The sequence below is a fragment of the Arthrobacter sp. SDR-2R genome (genome assembly GCF_057747955.1).
On record NZ_CM173231.1, the window covers coordinates 394,945 to 411,566 of the forward strand.

General features: G+C 65.6%; 15 protein-coding genes and 1 pseudogene. 8 read left to right on the forward strand and 8 right to left on the reverse strand.

Translation table 11 applies throughout. The features are described 5' to 3' along the window. Positions 1 to 308 precede the first annotated feature (308 nt). Positions 309 to 1,808, forward strand: a complete 1,500-nt coding sequence (locus AC3ANU_RS01840; protein WP_056389664.1) for a SulP family inorganic anion transporter — start codon at positions 309 to 311, stop codon at positions 1,806 to 1,808. 84 nt (positions 1,809 to 1,892) lie between these two features. Here AC3ANU_RS01840 and AC3ANU_RS01845 read toward each other — a convergent pair whose 3' ends face one another. The 5 genes from AC3ANU_RS01845 to AC3ANU_RS01865 all read right to left on the reverse strand — a co-directional run bounded on the left by AC3ANU_RS01845 (position 1,893) and on the right by AC3ANU_RS01865 (position 6,672). Then, the gene (locus tag AC3ANU_RS01845; RefSeq protein ID WP_018770379.1) at positions 1,893 to 3,014 is read right to left on the reverse strand and encodes an NAD(P)/FAD-dependent oxidoreductase; all 1,122 of its coding nucleotides are present in this window, start codon (positions 3,012 to 3,014) and stop codon (positions 1,893 to 1,895) included. A gap of 80 nt (positions 3,015 to 3,094) precedes the next feature. Continuing rightward, a complete protein-coding gene (locus AC3ANU_RS01850) occupies positions 3,095 to 4,138 on the reverse strand; it encodes a Gfo/Idh/MocA family protein (RefSeq protein ID WP_488315357.1) in 1,044 nt (347 codons plus the stop codon). Further along, entirely contained in the window at positions 4,138 to 4,920 is a 783-nt protein-coding gene (locus AC3ANU_RS01855; protein ID WP_018770381.1) for an amino acid ABC transporter ATP-binding protein, read from the reverse strand. The genes AC3ANU_RS01850 and AC3ANU_RS01855 overlap by 1 nt, the downstream gene beginning before the upstream one ends. Beyond that, positions 4,917 to 5,705, reverse strand: coding sequence for an amino acid ABC transporter permease (locus tag AC3ANU_RS01860; RefSeq protein ID WP_018770382.1), 789 nt, complete (start codon positions 5,703 to 5,705; stop codon positions 4,917 to 4,919). Before AC3ANU_RS01860 ends, AC3ANU_RS01855 begins: the two co-directional genes overlap by 4 nt. Positions 5,706 to 5,814: 109 nt before the next feature. After that, entirely contained in the window at positions 5,815 to 6,672 is an 858-nt protein-coding gene (locus AC3ANU_RS01865) for an ABC transporter substrate-binding protein (protein ID WP_018770383.1), read from the reverse strand. Between the two features lie 173 nt (positions 6,673 to 6,845). Between AC3ANU_RS01865 and AC3ANU_RS01870 the strand changes: the two genes are divergently transcribed. Continuing rightward, entirely contained in the window at positions 6,846 to 7,952 is a 1,107-nt protein-coding gene (locus AC3ANU_RS01870; RefSeq protein WP_018770384.1) for a LacI family DNA-binding transcriptional regulator, read from the forward strand. On the opposite strand, the gene AC3ANU_RS01875 is transcribed toward AC3ANU_RS01870, so the two are convergent. Then, a complete protein-coding gene (locus tag AC3ANU_RS01875; protein ID WP_488315358.1) occupies positions 7,887 to 8,345 on the reverse strand; it encodes a FadR/GntR family transcriptional regulator in 459 nt (152 codons plus the stop codon). The two genes, AC3ANU_RS01870 and AC3ANU_RS01875, sit on opposite strands and share 66 nt — an antisense overlap. 66 nt (positions 8,346 to 8,411) lie before the next feature. Here AC3ANU_RS01875 and AC3ANU_RS01880 point away from each other — a divergent pair. Continuing rightward, positions 8,412 to 8,625: pseudogene (locus AC3ANU_RS01880) on the forward strand (phosphogluconate dehydrogenase C-terminal domain-containing protein); the annotation flags it as partial. A 76-nt stretch (positions 8,626 to 8,701) separates the two neighbouring features. On the opposite strand, the gene AC3ANU_RS01885 reads toward AC3ANU_RS01880, so the two are convergent. Beyond that, positions 8,702 to 9,889, reverse strand: a complete 1,188-nt coding sequence (locus tag AC3ANU_RS01885; RefSeq protein WP_488315359.1) for a mandelate racemase/muconate lactonizing enzyme family protein — start codon at positions 9,887 to 9,889, stop codon at positions 8,702 to 8,704. Positions 9,890 to 9,898: 9 nt separating this feature from the next. Then, positions 9,899 to 10,942: a LacI family DNA-binding transcriptional regulator gene (locus tag AC3ANU_RS01890; protein ID WP_488315360.1), complete on the reverse strand. Its 1,044-nt coding sequence runs from the start codon at positions 10,940 to 10,942 to the stop codon at positions 9,899 to 9,901. Positions 10,943 to 11,177: 235 nt separating this feature from the next. Between AC3ANU_RS01890 and AC3ANU_RS01895 the strand changes: the two genes are divergently transcribed. From AC3ANU_RS01895 to AC3ANU_RS01915, 5 genes are read left to right on the forward strand one after another with little or no spacing between them, the layout of a single operon-like run. After that, the gene (locus AC3ANU_RS01895; RefSeq protein WP_018770389.1) at positions 11,178 to 12,506 is read left to right on the forward strand and encodes an extracellular solute-binding protein; all 1,329 of its coding nucleotides are present in this window, start codon (positions 11,178 to 11,180) and stop codon (positions 12,504 to 12,506) included. Further along, positions 12,503 to 13,438: a carbohydrate ABC transporter permease gene (locus AC3ANU_RS01900; protein ID WP_018770390.1), complete on the forward strand. Its 936-nt coding sequence runs from the start codon at positions 12,503 to 12,505 to the stop codon at positions 13,436 to 13,438. The genes AC3ANU_RS01895 and AC3ANU_RS01900 overlap by 4 nt, the downstream gene beginning before the upstream one ends. A 1-nt stretch (position 13,439) precedes the next feature. Further along, positions 13,440 to 14,345, forward strand: coding sequence for a carbohydrate ABC transporter permease (locus tag AC3ANU_RS01905; RefSeq protein WP_056389602.1), 906 nt, complete (start codon positions 13,440 to 13,442; stop codon positions 14,343 to 14,345). Between the two features lie 13 nt (positions 14,346 to 14,358). After that, on the forward strand, positions 14,359 to 15,549 hold the full coding sequence (locus tag AC3ANU_RS01910; RefSeq protein WP_488315361.1) for a Gfo/Idh/MocA family protein: 1,191 nt from the start codon (positions 14,359 to 14,361) through the stop codon (positions 15,547 to 15,549). A gap of 35 nt (positions 15,550 to 15,584) precedes the next feature. Beyond that, positions 15,585 to 16,589: a sugar phosphate isomerase/epimerase family protein gene (locus tag AC3ANU_RS01915; protein WP_134164834.1), complete on the forward strand. Its 1,005-nt coding sequence runs from the start codon at positions 15,585 to 15,587 to the stop codon at positions 16,587 to 16,589. Positions 16,590 to 16,622: the final 33 nt, after the last annotated feature.

Sequence of the window (16,622 nt, forward strand, 5' to 3'; positions counted from 1 at the left end):
ACTGCTCGCCCCAGCTTCAAATGGCCGCCCTGCAACCCGGCCATTTTATCAGCCGAGCTTACTTCCGCCCGGGGCCGGGCCGGGCGGAAGCGCCACAGTTTGGCAACGGCTGCGGAACTGCGTATCGCGGTTGGCTGCCCCTCCATAAACCCTGGCGGGTAGTGTTGCCTATGCAGCCGAAAGCCACCGGCGCATTCCCTTCCCACCCCATTGTCTTCCATGGCCGGGCTGGACCCGTGCGCACCGTGGCGCGCAGAAACGTTGCACACCCGCTCTCCCAGGAGAGCCATGTCCCCTGGAGCCGCTCCTTGGCCGTCACCGCCCGCCCCCGCCCCGTCCGGCAACCGACCACTGTCCTGACCGCCGTGCGCTCCCCGCGGCAGCTCTCCCGCGAGGTCCTGGCCGGCATGGTCACCACCCTGGCCCTGGTCCCCGAGGTCATATCCTTCTCGATCGTGGCCGGGGTGGATCCCATGGTGAGCCTGGTCGCCTCCATCGTGCTGGCCCTGGCGATGTCGGTCCTTGGCGGCCGGCCCGGCGTCGTTACCGCCGCAGCCGGTTCCGTCGCCCTGGTGATCGCCCCGCTGGTGCACCAGCACGGTGTCCAGTACGTCCTGCCCGCCGTGCTGCTCGCCGGCGTGATCCAGGTGGTCTTTGGCCTGGCCGGCCTTGCCCGGCTGATGCGCTTCATCCCCAGATCGGTGATGATCGGATTCGTCAACGCCCTGGGCGTGCTGATCTTCATGGCGCAGGTGCCCCATGTCCTCAATGTCCCCTGGCCCGCCTACGTCCTGTTCGCCCTGACGTTCGCGATCATTTTCGTCCTTCCGCGCTTCACCAAGGTGGTTCCGTCGCCGCTGGTTGCCATCGTGGCCGTCACGGCAATCGTCATCATCGCCGGCGTGGCCGTTCCAAGCGTCGCGGACGAAGGTCCCCTTACGGGCAAGCTGCCGGGGATCACCCCGTTCCTTTTCCCGCTTGACCTTGCCACCTTCCAGCTGGTCCTGCCCACGGCACTGAGTGTGGCGTTCGTCGGCCTCATGGAAACCCTCCTCACAGCGAAACTCGTCGATGACATCACCGGCACCCCGTCCCATAAGGGACGCGAGTCCTGGGGGCTGGGCGTATCGAACATCCTCGCCGGTTTCTACGGCGGCATTGCCGGCTGCGCCATGATCGGGCAGACCGTCCTCAATGTGAAGACCGGCCAGGCCCGCACCCGCATTTCGACGTTCGTGGCCGGACTGTTCCTGCTGGCCCTGGTGACCGGGCTCAGCTCGATCATGGGGCAGATTCCCATGGTGGCCCTCGCCGCGGTCATGATGGTGGTTGCCGTCACCACGGTGGACTGGCACAGCGTCAAACCGTCCACCCTGAAGCGGATGCCCATACCGGAGACACTGGTCATGGCTGTTACTGTCGCCGTCGTGGTGCTGACGGGGAACCTGGCCTACGGCGTCCTCGTCGGCGTCATCCTGGCCATGGTCCTGTTCGCCCGCCGGGTGGCGCATGTGATCACTGTTGAGAGGACCCTGGCCGGCGACGGGGAGAGTGTCCGCTACCAGGTGGTGGGCCCGCTGTTTTTCGGGAGCAGCAACGACCTGGTGGAACACTTCGCCTACGCGGACGATCCGGGCCTGGTGTCCATCGACCTCAGCCGTGCACAGATCTGGGACGCCTCGACGGTGGCCGCCCTCGACTCCATTGAAACGAAATACGCGGACCACGGGGCCACGGTGAGGATCGAAGGCCTCGATGAGCGCAGCACCGGATTCCACCGCCGGCTCACCGGTCATTTGGGCGCCTGACACGCCGGACGGCATCCAGCCCGGACGGCACAGGCAAAAGGGCGGAGCCGCAATCCGCCCGGCCCCGCCCCTTTGCAGCCCGGCTTAGGAGAAGCGTCCCGGCCGGAAGGTGGCCAGCATGGGGTGCTTCCTGCCGGTCAGGATTTCCCCGGCCAGGAGCTCACCGGCAATGAGTCCCAGCGTGGCGCCGGAATGCGTGAAGGCAACGAAGCAGCCGGGCACCTGGCCCAGTTCGCCCAGGACGGGTTCGCCGTCCCCGGGAATGGGCTTATAGCCCATCTTCCAGGAGGCGGGCTTGAGTTCCGGATTGCCGGCAACAAGCTTCGATGCCTCATCGGCCAGTTCCTGGACCACCTCATCGGGGATGCTGAAGGAGCCGTCCGCGTGCTCGGTAATGTGTTCCTCGTACCAGTCGTGGTCCAGGGCAAACGTCCCGCCCGGGTTGGGCCGCAAGGCTGCGCGCGGGGTGTTCATCACCGCGGCCACGTCGTGCTGCACCTGCTTGGTCACCACCAGCATGGACACGGGAGAGCCGTTGGGGATGTGCACTCCCAGGGGTTGGACGACGGCGGGCGTCGCCGCGCCGCAGGCCACCAGCACGGCGTCGGCCGGGTATGTCCCGCCCGACGCTGTCTCCACGCCGGAGGTGCGGCCGCCTTCCACCATGACGGAGGCTTTTCCCGCGTTCAGGACCAGTTCGCCGCCGCGGGCGTGGAACTCCTCCATGAGGAAGTCGATCAGGTCCGGCAGGCTCACCCAGCCCTCGCCGGGATTGAAGATGGCATTCTCCGGCACGGCGTCCGCATCGATGCCGGGGGTGGTGGCTGCGATACCGCTGGGGGCGAGAAGCCGGGAGTCGTAGCCGATGGACTTTTCGTAGGCGTGCCGGGCCGCGGTGGCCTCGCCCTGCCCCGCGGCGTTCCACATCAGGCCGCCGCCAAACTGCAGCCAGTCGCGGCTGGGGTCCGAGGCGAAGAGGGTGCGGTAGCGGTCCACGCCGGCCACCCGCAGCTGGTGGTACGGGGTGGACCGTTCGCCGGCGGAGTTGAGCCAGGACAGCGAGCGGCCGCTGGCTTCGCTGGCGAGGCCGCGTTCGGTCAGCAGGATCACGGACGCTCCTTCGCGGAGCAGGTGGACCGCGGTGGAAACGCCGAGGATGCCGCCGCCGATGACGGCAACGCGCTTGGTGGCTGGAAGAGAGGACATGGTGTCCCTTTCTGTGGAATTCGTGGTTGCGGAAGACGCTGACGACGCGTCAGGGAAAGCAGGGGAAATTGGGTGTGGCGTCAGGCCAGGGCGTGGATGCCCTCGATCACCTTCAGCACCTCAAGCGGTTCGGCGGGATCCACCGGCAGCGGCCCGTTCCCGTGCAGGGCGGCGGCCAGCTGGACGTAGAACTGCGGGTAGGCGCCGCGTTCGGCGGGGACGGCCGCCGTTGCCCCGTCCACCCCCAGGAGCCCCCAACGCTCCTGGGGTTCCACACCATAGGCGGGGTCCGACGGCGGCGTCCCGGCAGCGAGGGCAGGTTCCTGTCCGTCCAGGCCCCACTTGGTGTAGCCGGCGCGGGAACCGAGGACGTGGAACCGCGGCCCGGCCTGGGCGGCCATGCCGTTCATCCAGAGCCGCGTCCGGACGCCGGAGGCGTGCAGCAACGACACGAACGCTTCCGTATCCGCCGCGTCCGGATGCGGACCGCGGTTGGCCGTCTCGCCGTAGCTCCGTTCCACCGGGCCGAAAAGGTGGATGGCCTGGTCGATCAGGTGCGCGCCGAGGTCGTGCAGGATGCCGCCGCCCTCGGACAGGGACACGGTGTCCCGCCAGTTTCCGAAGCCTTCGGGCCGCCACCATTCGAACCGCGATTCAAAGCTGGTGACCCCGCCAAGGTCTCCGGACGCCAGCACCTTCTGCAGGGTGAGGAAGTCTGCATCCCACCGGCGGTTCTGGAACACCGTTAGCTGCACCCCGCCGTCGGCCGCCCTGCTGATCAGCTCCCCGCCCAAGGCGGACGTGGGGACGAAAGGCTTGTCCACCACCACATGCAGGCCGTGGGCGATGGCTGTCGCGGCCAGCCCGTAGTGCGTGTGCGGCGGGGTGCCCAGGATGACCAGGTCCAGGTCCGCGGCCAGGGCGAACAGCTCCTCCGGGGTGCCGGCAATCCGTGCCTGCGGATACAGGCGTGCCGCCTCCGCCGCACGTTCCGGCTGGGCAGTGACGATGACGTCCAGCGAGAGGTCCGGGTTGGCCGCCACCAGGGGCGCGTGGAAGACCTTGCCGGAGATTCCAAAACCGACGACGGCGGTCCGGATGGGTGCCGCTGCAACCGCACCCATCAGAGCACCTCGGAAAGGAAGCGCTGGAGGCGTTCGCTGCGGGGATTGTCGAAGAGTTGGGCGGGTGTCCCGGCCTCCACTACTTCGCCTTCATCCATGAAGACCACCTGGTCTGCCACTTTCCGGGCGAAGCCCATTTCGTGGGTGACGACGAGCATGGTCATGCCCCGGCGGCCCAGGCCGGCCATGAGGTTCAGGACGCCCTTGACCAGTTCGGGGTCCAGGGCGCTGGTGGCCTCGTCGAAGAGCATCACTTCGGGTTCCATGGCCAGGGCCCGCGCGATGGCGACGCGTTGCTGCTGGCCGCCGGAGAGGTCACGGGGGCGGTGGTCGGCGCGTTCGGCGAGGCCAACCTCGGCGAGCCGTTGGCGGGCGCGTTCCATGGCCTGGGCCTTGGGCATGCCTTTGACGCTCCAGAGGGCCAGGGCCACGTTTTCCTCGGCGGTGTGGTCCGGGAAGAGGTTGAAATGCTGGAACACCATGCCGATGCGGGTGCGGAGTGTGTCCGGGTTGACGGTCAGGGTGCTGTCGCCTGCGAGCAGGACGTTCCCGCTCTTGGGTTCGTGCAGCCGGTTGACGCCGCGCAGCAGGGTGGATTTTCCGGATCCTGAGGGGCCAATGATGCAGGTGGTGGTGCCCGGCGCCACGGTGAGGCTGACGTTGCGCAGTACCTCGATGTCGCCGTAGGCCATGGTGAGGTTGCGCAGTTCCAGGCTTGAGCCGCGGAACGACTGTTCCTCCGAGGTGGCCGCATTCATGGTGGTGGGGGTTGGGGTGTTCATGTGTTGCTCCCGGCTGTGAGCGGCGAGGCCGCGTCGAGTTCCTTGACTTCCTTCAGGCCGCTGGTGGGTGGTGCGGCGCGGCGGCGGCCGGTGCGGAACTTGTTGTCGAAGTGGTTCACCAGGTGCGTCAGCGGGACGGTAATCACCAGGTAGAGGAGTCCGGCGGCCACCAGGGGTGAAAGGTTCCCGGACAGCACGGCGGCGTCCTGGCCCACGCGGAAGAGTTCGCGTTCGGTGACCAGCAGGCCCAGGAAGTACACCAGGGAGGAGTCCTTGACGATGGCGATGAACTGGTTCACCAGGGCCGGGAGGACCCGGCGGACGCCCTGGGGTACCACCACCAGGGCCATGGATTTGGCGTAGCTCATGCCCAGGGCACGGCAGGCCTCGCCCTGGCCCTTGTCCACGCTGAGGATCCCGGCGCGGAAGATCTCCCCGATGTAGGCGCTGGCGATCAGGCTCAGCGCGATGATGCCCAGCGGGTAGGGTGACGGGCCGAAGATCGACTGGCTCAGGCGGGCAAAGCCCTGGCCGATCAGCAGGATGGTGAGGATGGCGGGCAGGCCACGGAAAAGGTCCGTGTAGATCCTGGCCGGGACCCGCAGCCACTTGGATGGTGAGATGCCCATGACGGCCACCACCATTCCCAGCACCGTGCCAAGGACGGTGGCGGCAATGGAAATGATCAGCGTGTTCAGCAGGCCGACCGCCAGGAGTTGGGGCAGGACCTCGGCCATAGCGCCGAAGTCGAAGAAGGTACGGATGATGGTGTTGAGCCAGTCCATGATTGCTCTCAGACGTAGATGAAGGGGAGGTGCCGGGCAGGCCGCTTACGGCGGCCCGCCCGGCCCGGTGGCCCTAAGGCCTGACAGCCCGGCAAATAATGCTTGGGGGCTACTTGCTTGGCGAGGGTGATGCGGTCTGCTCGGCCTTGGGCAGGTACTGCTCGGGCATCGGTGAGCCCGGGAACCACTTCTGGTAGAGCTTCTTCCAGGTGCCGTCCTCCATGGCTGCGGCCAGGCCCTTGTTCAGGGCTTCCTTGAAGGCCGTCTTGCCCTTGGCCACTGCGAACCCGGCCGGGGCGTCGAAGGACGGGATGTCCGCGGCGCTGACCAGGCCGTGCTGCTCCTCGTAAGCCTTGGCGGCCTCGTAATCCAGGAAATGCGCGTCCACCGTTCCACTGTTCACGGCGGCGATCGCGGTGTTGTTGTCAGGGAAGCGGACCAGGCTGGCCGAGGTGAAGTTCTTCACCGCATAGGCTTCCTGCAGGGTTCCCTGGACCACGCCCAGGCGTTTGCCGGCCAGCCCGTCCGCGCTGGTGATGCCGGAGGTCTTGGTGGTGATGACCGTGAGGTAGCCGGCCAGGTAACCGTCCGAGAAGTCCACGGTTTCCTTGCGCTTGTCGGTGATGCCGATGGCTGCGACGCCGGCGTCGAACTGTCCGTTTGCCACTGCGGCAAGGAGCCCCGAGAAGTCCTGCCCGGTGAAGACCACGTTGTCCACACCGGCCCGGTGGGCCACGTCCTTGAAGAGTTCCACGTCGAAGCCGGTGAAGTTTCCGGAGGCATCGGCGAAGGTGTACGGCTTTGAGTCACCCAGGCTTGCCACCCGGATGGTGCCTGGCTGGATCAGTCCGTAGGGGTTGTTCTCTGTGGTGGAGGCGGCGGAGGTGGAGCTGCAGCCGGAGAGCGCCAGGACCGCGGCCAGGGCTGCCGCGGCAAATCCGGCAGGTCGGAGATTCTTTTTCTTCACAGCGTTGTCCAATCGTTGGTGGGAAGGCGGTGCTGTCAGGGCCGCCGAAGAAAGTCGTCGATGCTCTTGTTGAGTCCGGTCTCACAGCTTAGGATTGAGACCGGACTCACATCGATTGATTGAAATGTAGCCGATGTCACATGGGGCGTCAACAACCCCGTCGAAAGGTGAAGATGAACGGTGATGGAGCACGACGGCGGGACGTAACCGTTGCCGACGTCGCAAAAGCTGCGCAGGTCTCCAAGGCACAGGCCGCCCGTGCACTGGGCAATTACGGCGCGGTCAGCGACGACGTCCGCGAGCGCGTCCTCGCCGCTGCCGAGGCGCTTTCCTACCGTCCCAACGAGCTGGCCCGCAGCATGAACACCGGAAAATCGCACACCATCGGCGTGGTGGTGGGTGACATCGAAAACCCGCATTTCGGCCTTGCTACCCGGGGCATCACGGACACTGCCAAGAAGGCCGGGTACAACGTCATCCTGGTCAACACCGACGAGGACCGGGCGGCGGAAGTGGACGCGGTGCGGGTGTTGCTGGACAAGCGGGTGGACGGCCTCATCGTCGCCCCGGCATCATCAGTGGACACCGAACACCTGCAGGAGGTGCACCGGTCCGGACGCCCCCTGGTGTTCATCGACCGCACCGCCGGCGACCTCAAGGTGGAGACCATGGCCGTGGACATGGCGCGGATTTCCAGGGAAGCTACGCAGTATTTGCTCGAGGCAGGGCACCGGCGTATCGCCTTCATCTCCACACTGCGGACGGACACCCCCTACACGCCGGGCATGACCCTGGAGTCCTCCCAGATTGCGGACCGCATCGAGGGGATGCGGGACGCTTTCCTTGCGGCGGGGCTGCCCTTCCCGGAAGACCTGGTCAGGTTGAATGCCGGCGATGCCGACTCGATCCGCAGCATCACCCGCGAAGTGCTCCGGGGCCCGGACCAAGCCACGGCAGTGGTCGCTTCGGACGGCCTGATTGCCCTCAGCGTGGTGGAAGCGATCCAGGAATTGGGCCTGTCCATTCCGGCCGATGTGTCATTCCTGATGTACGACGACTTCGCATGGACCAGGCTCACCACGCCGCCCCTGACGGTCATCGCCCAGCCGGTCTACAACATGGGCGTGGCGGCAGCCAAGGCACTGATCCGCCAGATGGAGGGGCTGCCGCCCGCCGCTCCGGCGCAGTTCACGGCCACCCTGGTGCGCCGCGGTTCAGTGGGCCCGCGCCGGACGGGCGACGATCCACAGCGGGAAAAGCTGGCGGCCTCGCTCAACTGATACGCGGGAACCTACTGCGAGGCGTCGAAACCGGCCAGCAGGCGCCGGGACGCGGTCTGCATATGCGATCGCATGGTGGCCGTGACGGCCTCCGCATCGCGCCGCCAGAGCCTCATAGATCTTCGTGTGTTCCTTCAGCGCAGCCAGGTTGCCGCGCATGCGGCCAAGCGCCTCTTCCGTTATGCGCTCCGCGGCCAGCTGGGCAGCCTGGACTTCCAGTCCGCTGCGCAGCTCAACGAGTTCACGCGTCCGCGGCGCACCGAGCATCAGTCCCCAACTGAGGGTCCGGGGCAGGAGTTCGGAGACGCCGTCCCGAAGATAGGTGCCGGAGCCGGGACGGACCACCACGATGCCCAGGATTTCCAAGGCGCCCCAGGGAGCCCAGGGCGGCACTGATCTTGGCCGTCGAGGCGGCAGATTCTACGGACACCTCCCAAGCGTAACAACCTGAAGTCCGGCGCCTCCCGTGACTCTGCCGAGGCCGTCATCCGCACCATCTACGCTCCCGTCATCGACGTGCACTGGGTCACCGTCAAGCAGCTCGCCATCCTGGAGCCAACCCTGGTACGGCAAGGACAGCATCATCAAGGCCGACTGGAAGAAGATCTTCGACGACTCCGAATTCGACGGCGTTATCGCCAAGCTGCTCAAGCTCGAGGCGGTCAAGCGCTAGGCACCCACCCGCAGCGGCGGCCTCCGGCCGGTTATTAGGCCGGGCGGACGCCGCCGTTTTTTCGTTGTCCGACGCGTCAGCGGACGCCTGCGCCTGCGAGGTTGAAGTAGGACCGGGCGTCCGGCGGCCGGATATCGGCCACCACGTCGCTGAAGATCCGCATGGGATGCGGCGTGAAAGGATGCTCCGCGATCGCGTCATAGTCGAGGTCGATGCCCAGCCCAGCGCCGTCGGGGATCATGACATCGCCGTCTGCCGTCAGCTGAAGGCGCTCACTGGAGATGTCGCTGCGCCACGGCACGTCCGTGGCCATGATCTCCAGGTACCGGAAATTCGGCAGTGTGGCCCCGAGCTGCAGGGTTGCCGCAGTGCTGAGCGGCCCGCTGGGGTTGTGCGGTGCGAACGGCACATAATGGGCTGCCGCCAGAGTGGAAATGAACGACAGTTCCAGCAGCCCGCCGGCGTGCGTGACGTCCGGCTGGATGTAATCCACGGCGTTGCGGGCCAGGGCGGGAATGAAGGTGTTCCGGCCCATCCATCTCTCCCCCGCGGCAATGGGAACAGGGGACTTGCTGTGCACCTCCACGAGGGCGTCGATCCCGTCCGGCGGGCACGGTTCCTCGAAAAACACCGGCTGGAACCGTTCAAGTTCGCGGGCCACCCGGATGGCTGTGGGGACATCAAAGCGGCCGTGGCCTTCTATGAACAGTTCAACGTCGTCGCCCACTGCCGCCCGCACTGCCTCAACAGGTTCAAGCATGCGCCGCAGGTCCCGCGGTTCCAGGAAAAGGTCCGCGGCCTCGAAAGGGTCCCACTTTAGGCCGCGGAAGCCTTGGCCGACCGTCCGTACAGCGGCCTCGGCGAAATCCTCCGGAGTGATGGCCCCGGAAAACCAGCCGTTGGCGTAGGCGCGGACCCGGTCGCGGACCTGTCCCCCCAGCATCCGGTGGACCGGGACGCCCAAGGCCCGCGCCGAAACATCCCACATCGCCATCTCAAGGGCGCTCAGGGCTGTCATGGATACCGGACCGCCGCGCCAGTAGGCGTCGCGGTTGAGCTCATAGATGGTCTGGGTGATCCGCGTGGGGTCCTTGCCCCTGACGGCTTCGGCAAGGACAGCCACCGCCCCGAGGACAGCATGTTCCTGCCCTTCGAGGGTCGCCTCGGCGATGCCGGTGAGCCCCTCGTCAGTTGTAAGCCGGACGAAGATGAGGTTCGTCCGGTAGAAGTCCACGACCACGGTGTCGAGATGGGTGATTTTCATGGTTGTCTTTCAGTCCGCGGGAGGGGCGGTGGATTCCCGCACGATTACCTGGGTTGCCAGTTCCACTCGGTGGGAATCGAGGACTTCGCCTTGCACCTGCCGCAGTAGCGACCTTAGGGCCGCCCGCCCCATCTCCTCCAGGGGCTGGGCCACGGAACTCAGCGATGGAACGGACTGCTCACCCTGGTTGGTGCCGTCGAAGCCGATGAGGCTGATGTCCTCGGGAACCCTGATTCCGTGGCGCCGCGCTTCGCTGAGGACGCCCAGGGCAATGGTGTCGCTTCCGGCGAAGATCGCCGTGGGGCGCGGGTCAAGCTTCAGCAGCTCTTTGAATCCATTGACCCCACTCTCCGTCCGGAACCGGCCGCCGGAAACAACGTACTGGGGGTCCACCTTGATCCCTTGTGCCATCAGGGCTGCCATGTATCCGTGCAGCCGCGCCTGGTTGCATTCAGCGCCCTCTATGCCGCCGATGTAGGCAATGAGGCGGTGTCCCAGTCCCAGCAGGTGCTCGGTGGCAGCTTTGCCGCCGGCCCAGTTGGTGGCCCCAACGCTGACGACGTCGGCGGAGGGCGGGTTAAGCGGGTCGATGACGACGACGGGGATGTGGCGGCGCCTGAACGCGTGCAGTTGCGCCTCGCTGAAGGCCGAGGTCACCACGATCATCCCGGCCCTGCCCTCTTCGAGCATCCGCTGCGCCCGGCGCTCGGGGGTGTGGCGGGCGGGGGTGGACTGGCCGGTCACGCTGACCAGGATTTCGACGTCGGCGGCGGCAGCGAACTGCAGGATGCCGTTGAGGACCTGGATGGTGTATGCGGAGTCGAGCACGTCGATCACTACTTCCACCACGGTCCCGCTTTCGGCGGCCGCCCGGCGCTGGACAGGCGACTGGTAGCCCGCCTGCTCCAGTGCGGCAAGGATCCGGGCCCTGGTTTCGGGGGCCACGTCCTCACGCCCGTTCACCACTTTGGACACCGTAGGCGCCGAAACCCCTGCCTGCCTGGCCACGGTAGCGAGCGTAGGTTTGGTCCGCTCCTGCAATTTGCTCGTCATCGGTTCGCAATCTTTCGAAAGTGGGGAAACGCTTTCATTGTGCAGAGTGGGGCCTTCTCCGGTCAAGAGCACCGGGACATAGGGAGTAGACAGAAAAGATCCTCTAGGATCCCTTGACGCCGCCGGTAATTAGGGCTTTAGTTTACAGCGTGACTTATATCACCGTTCGAAATGTTTCGAACGAACGGCGGAGCTGACGCCCCGTACCCCGACGCAAATTCACAATGGAGAAGCAATGAAGCAACCCCAGTCCTCCCGGCGGTCTTTCCTCGCCCTCGCTGCCCTCACTCCCTTTGCCGTTGCCGCGACCACTGCCTGCGGGACGTCCGGCCCCGGTGCCTCCAGCGGCGGCGGGGGCGCCAGCATGTGGTACCTGTCCGGCGAGCCGAACCAGACCACCATGCAGAAAGCCGTGGATGCCTTTAACTCGGCAAACTCCGCCGACAAGATCACGGTCACGTACTTCCAGAACGACGCCTACAAGACCAAGATCAAGACCGCCATCGGCGCCAACCAGGCACCCACGATCATCTACGGCTGGGGCGGCGGTGGCCTGAAGACCTACGCCGAGGCCAACCAGGTTGAGGACCTCACCAGCTGGTTCGACCAGAATCCGGACCTGAAGAAGAAGTTCTTCCCGTCCGTGTTCGGTGCAGCCACCGTCAACGGCAAGATCTACGCCCTGCCCAACCAGTACGTCGCCCCGATCGTGCTGTTCTACAACAAGGAACTGTTCCAGAAGGCAGGCGTCCAGCCGCCCAAGACCTGGGACGACATCATGTCCTTGGTCAAGACCTTCAACGGCATGGGCGTAGCCCCGTTCTCCCTGGGCGGCCAGTCGCGCTGGACCTCCATGATGTGGCTTGAATACCTCCTGGACCGCATCGGCGGGCCGGACGTCTTCAAGGCGATCTTCGAGGGCAAGCCCAATTCCTGGATGGACCCGGCCGTGATCGAGACCGGCACCAAGATCCAGGAGCTGGTCTCTGCTGACGGCTTCATCAAGGGCTTCTCCTCCATCACTGCCGACTCGCAGGCAGACCAGGCCCTCCTGTTCTCCGGCAAGGCAGCCATGATGCTGCACGGTTCCTGGACCTATGGCGCCATGAAGAAGGCCGGCCAGAACTTTGTGCAGGACGGAAAGCTGGGCTTCGTCCCCTTCCCCACGGTTGCCGGCGGCAAGGGCGACCCGAAGAACGGCGTCGGAAACCCCGCGGCGTACATGTCAATCTCTTCCAAGGCCAGCGACAAGGAAAAGGAATCCGCCAAGAAGTTCTTCAAGGACGGGATCCTGACCGATACCGTGGTCGACGCCTACATCAACTCCGGCTCCGTGCCGATTGTCAACGGCATCGAAGACAAGCTGAACACCTCCCCGGACAAGGAGTTCCTGAACTTCGTCTACGACATGGCCAAGAACGCACCCAACTTCCAGCAGTCCTGGGACCAGGCGCTGAGCCCCACCGCAGCTGAGGCCCTGCTGAACAACATCGACCAGCTGTTCCTGAAGTCGATCACGCCGCAGCAGTTCGCCGAGAACATGAACGGCACCCTAGGGAAATGAGCAACGCCGTCTCCACTGCCCCGCGGGCCGCCACGAGGGCGAAAGATTCCAAGCAGACCGAACAGCGCAGGGCCGCCCTGGCGTGGCTGACCCTGCCGGCACTGTTCTTCTTCCTGGTGTTCGCAGTCATCCCGCTGGCCGGGGTGCTCATCCTCAGCTTCAGCAGCTGGGACGGAATCGGTGCCATCGGGGCAGCTGGACTGGACAACTGGTTCTCTGTGCTGGCGGATCCGGGACTGTACAACGCCCTGGGCCTGACCTTCCTGATCATGATCGTTTCGTGGCTGGTCCAGACTCCCATCAGCCTGCTCCTGGGGGTGTTCACGGCGGGAAGCCAGCGCTACCGGGCTGCCCTTGCCGTCCTGTACTTCCTGCCCCTCCTGCTGTCCTCAGCCGCCGTCGCCATCGCCTTCAAGGCCCTTTTGGACCCGAATTTCGGCCTGGCAACCGGCCTGGGGCTGCCCTTCCTGGCACAGGACTGGCTGGGGGTACCCCAACTGGCCGTAGGCCTGGTCATCTTCGTCATCGCCTGGCAGTTCGTCCCGTTCCACACCCTCATCTACCAGGGCGGGGTGCGGCAGATCCCGAAGTCCCTTTACGAGGCAGCGCAGATCGACGGTGCCGGAACCATCAAGCAGTTCTTCCACATCACCCTGCCCCAGCTGAAATACACCATCATCACGTCCTCCACGCTGATGGTGGTGGGTTCGCTGACCTACTTCGACCTGATCTTCGTCCTCACGGGCGGCGGACCGGGAAACTCCACGCGGATCCTGGCCCTGGACATGTACCTGCGGGGCTTCCGGGCCAACCTCATGGGCCCGGCCAGCGTCATCGCCGTCATTCTCGTCATCATCGGCCTTGCACTGGCCTTGTTCCTCCAGCGTCTTGGCGGCAAGGACAAACAAGGCAGCCAATTGGAAGGTTTGTAGGGTGAGTACCGTCCTGAAAAGCAATGCGCAGGAGGCCCGGACCGGAACCACGGCCGGTTCCGCCGCACCCAAGCAGGGACTCGGCCAACGGCTGAGGCGGCTCAACATCCCCGGCGGCCTCGGTGGGTGGATCTGGCTGGCCATTATCATCCTGCCGATCTACTACGTGGTGATCACCAGCCTGAAGACGCAGGCGGGATACTTCGGCCAGAATCCCCTGGCCGTCCCCACCTCGCCCACGCTGGAGAACTACCAACTGGTCCTTGAGAAAGACTTCGCCACATATTTCATGAACAGCGTCATCGTCACGCTCGGTTCCGTAATTCCCACGGTGCTGATCTCGTTCATGGCCTCGTTCGCGATCGTCCGGGGCAGCGGAAGGTTCCTCAAGCTGGTCAACGGCATGTTCCTCATGGGGCTGGCCATCCCGCTCCAGGCGACGATCATCCCGATCTACCTGATGATCATCCGGCTCAACCTGTACGACAGCCTGCTGGCACTGATGCTGCCGTCCATTGCCTTTGCCATCCCCCTCACGGTGCTGATCCTGTCCAACTTCATCCGCGACGTCCCGAACGAATTGTTCGAGTCCATGCGGCTGGACGGCTGCAGCGAGTGGCAGACCATGTGGCGGCTCGCCCTGCCCCTGACCCGCCCGGCTATTGTGACCGTTGCCATCTACAACGGCCTGCATGTCTGGAACGGGTTCCTGCTCCCGCTGGTCCTCACCCAGAGCCCCAGCCTGCGCGTCCTGCCCCTGGGCCTGTGGAGCTTCCAGGGTGAATTCAGCGTCAATATCCCGGCCGTTCTAGCCTCGGTGATGCTCAGCACGCTGCCCATCCTGGTGCTTTACGTCATCGGCCGCCGCCAACTGCTGGCAGGCCTGACGGCCGGCTTCAGCAAGTAGAAAGGACACGTCCATGACCACCGCCAAACCCCTGCGGGTCGGCATGGTGGGCTATGCCTTCATGGGTGCCGCCCACTCCCACGCCTGGCGCACCGCGCCACGGTTCTTCGACCTGCCGCTGCAGCCACAGCTCACCGCGGTCGCCGGCAGGAATGCCGACGGCGTCCGAGCGGCCGCTGACAAGCTGGGCTGGGAGTCGGTGGAGACCGACTGGCGGCGCCTGATCGAGCGCGACGACATCGACCTCATCGACATCTGCACGCCCGGCAACACCCACGCAGAGATTGCCATCGCAGCCCTCGAGGCCGGAAAGCACGTGCTGTGCGAAAAGCCGCTGGCCAACTCCGTGGAGGAAGCCGAGCGGATGACACTGGCAGCGGAGACCGCCGCAAAGCATGGCGTCTTCTCCATGTGCGGCTTCAGCTACCGCCGCACCCCGGCACTGGCACTGGCCAAGCGGTTCGTGGAGCAAGGACGGATTGGCGACATCCGGCACGTCCGGGCCCAGTACCTGCAGGACTGGCTCTCCGACGCCAACGCCCCCATGACCTGGCGGCTGGACAAGGACAAGTCCGGTTCCGGCTCCCTGGGCGACATCGGCGCACACAGCATCGACGCCGCCCAGTGGGTCACGGGGCAGAACATCAGCGGGGTGTCGGCAATGCTGGAAACGTTTGTCCTGGAACGTCCGCTGGCAGGCGACCTGGTGGGCCTTGGGGGCCACGGCGACCTCAGCAGTGACACCCCCCGCGGGACCGTCACCGTTGATGATGCGGCCATCTTCAGCGCAAAGTTCGACGGCGGCGCCTCCGCGGGCGCGATCGGCGTCTTTGAGGCAACGCGCTACGCCCTGGGCCGGAAAAATGCCATGCGGCTGGAGGTCAACGGCACCAAGGGTTCCCTCGCCTTTGATTTCGAGGACATGAACGTCCTGTCCTTCTACGATTCGGCCGAATCGCCGGACGCCGGCTTCCGCCGGATTTTCGTCACCGAGCCCGAGCACCCGTACGTGGGGCACTGGTGGCCCACGGGCCACGGCCTGGGGTACGAGCACGGTTTCACCCACCAGGTGGTGGACCTTGTCACGGCCATCGGCGAGGGCCGCCAACCGGAACCGTCGTTCGCCGACGCCTTGCAGGTACAGCGGGTCCTCGCCGCAGTGGAGTCGAGCGCCGCGAATTCCAGCCAGTGGCAAAAAGTCTGAGCGACCTACAGCTTCAAGAAACCAAGGAACACCCAATGACACGACCAATCACGCTGTTCACCGGCCAGTGGGCCGACCTGCCCTTCGAGGAAGTGGCCCGGCTTGCCGGCGAGTGGGGCTTTGACGGGCTGGAAATCGCCTGCTGGGGCGACCACCTGGACCCCCGCCGGGCTGCGGAGGACGACAACTACCTCCAGGGCCGGCTGGACATCCTCGAGAAGAACAACCTCAAGGTCTTCGCCATCGCCAACCACCTCACGGGCCAGGCCGTCTGCGATGACCCTATCGATGAGCGCCACCAGGGCATCCTGTCCGCGGAAGTCTGGGGCAATGGCGAGCCTGAAGGGGTGCGCCGGCGGGCGGCGGAGGCCATGAAGGACACCGCGCGGGCGGCCGCACGGCTTGGCGTCAAGACCGTGACGGGGTTCACCGGCTCGTCCATCTGGAAGGCCGTCGCCATGTTCCCGCCGGCCTCGCAGGCAATGATCGACGCCGGTTACCAGGACTTCGCGGACCGGTGGAACCCCATCCTGGACGTCTTCGACGAGGCAGGTGTCCGGTTCGCACTCGAGGTCCACCCGTCTGAAATCGCCTACGACTACTGGACGGCGAAACGGACCCTTGAGGCTATTGGCCACAGGGCGAACTTTGGCCTGAACTTCGACCCCTCCCACTTCATCTGGCAGGACCTGGATCCCGTGATGTTCCTGCAGGACTTCGCGGACAAGATCTTCCATGTGCATGTAAAGGAATCCGTCCGGCAGCTGGATGGCCGCAACGGCCGCCTGGGTTCGCACCTCGCCTGGGCGGATCCCCGGCGGGGCTGGGACTTCGTCACGGCAGGACACGGTGACGTGCAGTGGAACCGGATCTTCCGGACCCTGAACGCCATTGGCTACGACGGCCCCACCAGCATCGAATGGGAGGATGCCGGAATGGACCGCCTCATCGGCGCCCCGCAGGCCCTTGCCATGGTCCAGGAACTGGCCCGCATCGCCCCGCCCGCAGCCGCTTTCGACGCCGCCTTCGCCAGCCGCTGACCCCCTGCTCTTTCCGGCCCGCAAGGCCGGTAG

What these genes read in the sequence shown, in the direction of transcription:
- AC3ANU_RS01870 (WP_018770384.1), top strand. Translation starts at nt 6,846, where the DNA reads ATGAACGGTGATGGAGCACGACGGCGGGACGTAACCGTTGCCGACGTC.
- AC3ANU_RS01890 (WP_488315360.1), bottom strand. Translation starts at nt 10,942, where the DNA reads ATGACGAGCAAATTGCAGGAGCGGACCAAACCTACGCTCGCTACCGTG.
- AC3ANU_RS01910 (WP_488315361.1), top strand. Translation starts at nt 14,359, where the DNA reads ATGACCACCGCCAAACCCCTGCGGGTCGGCATGGTGGGCTATGCCTTC.
- AC3ANU_RS01850 (WP_488315357.1), bottom strand. Translation starts at nt 4,138, where the DNA reads ATGGGTGCGGTTGCAGCGGCACCCATCCGGACCGCCGTCGTCGGTTTT.
- AC3ANU_RS01845 (WP_018770379.1), bottom strand. Translation starts at nt 3,014, where the DNA reads ATGTCCTCTCTTCCAGCCACCAAGCGCGTTGCCGTCATCGGCGGCGGC.
- AC3ANU_RS01885 (WP_488315359.1), bottom strand. Translation starts at nt 9,889, where the DNA reads ATGAAAATCACCCATCTCGACACCGTGGTCGTGGACTTCTACCGGACG.
- AC3ANU_RS01860 (WP_018770382.1), bottom strand. Translation starts at nt 5,705, where the DNA reads ATGGACTGGCTCAACACCATCATCCGTACCTTCTTCGACTTCGGCGCT.
- AC3ANU_RS01895 (WP_018770389.1), top strand. Translation starts at nt 11,178, where the DNA reads ATGAAGCAACCCCAGTCCTCCCGGCGGTCTTTCCTCGCCCTCGCTGCC.
- AC3ANU_RS01900 (WP_018770390.1), top strand. Translation starts at nt 12,503, where the DNA reads ATGAGCAACGCCGTCTCCACTGCCCCGCGGGCCGCCACGAGGGCGAAA.
- AC3ANU_RS01855 (WP_018770381.1), bottom strand. Translation starts at nt 4,920, where the DNA reads ATGAACACCCCAACCCCCACCACCATGAATGCGGCCACCTCGGAGGAA.
- AC3ANU_RS01915 (WP_134164834.1), top strand. Translation starts at nt 15,585, where the DNA reads ATGACACGACCAATCACGCTGTTCACCGGCCAGTGGGCCGACCTGCCC.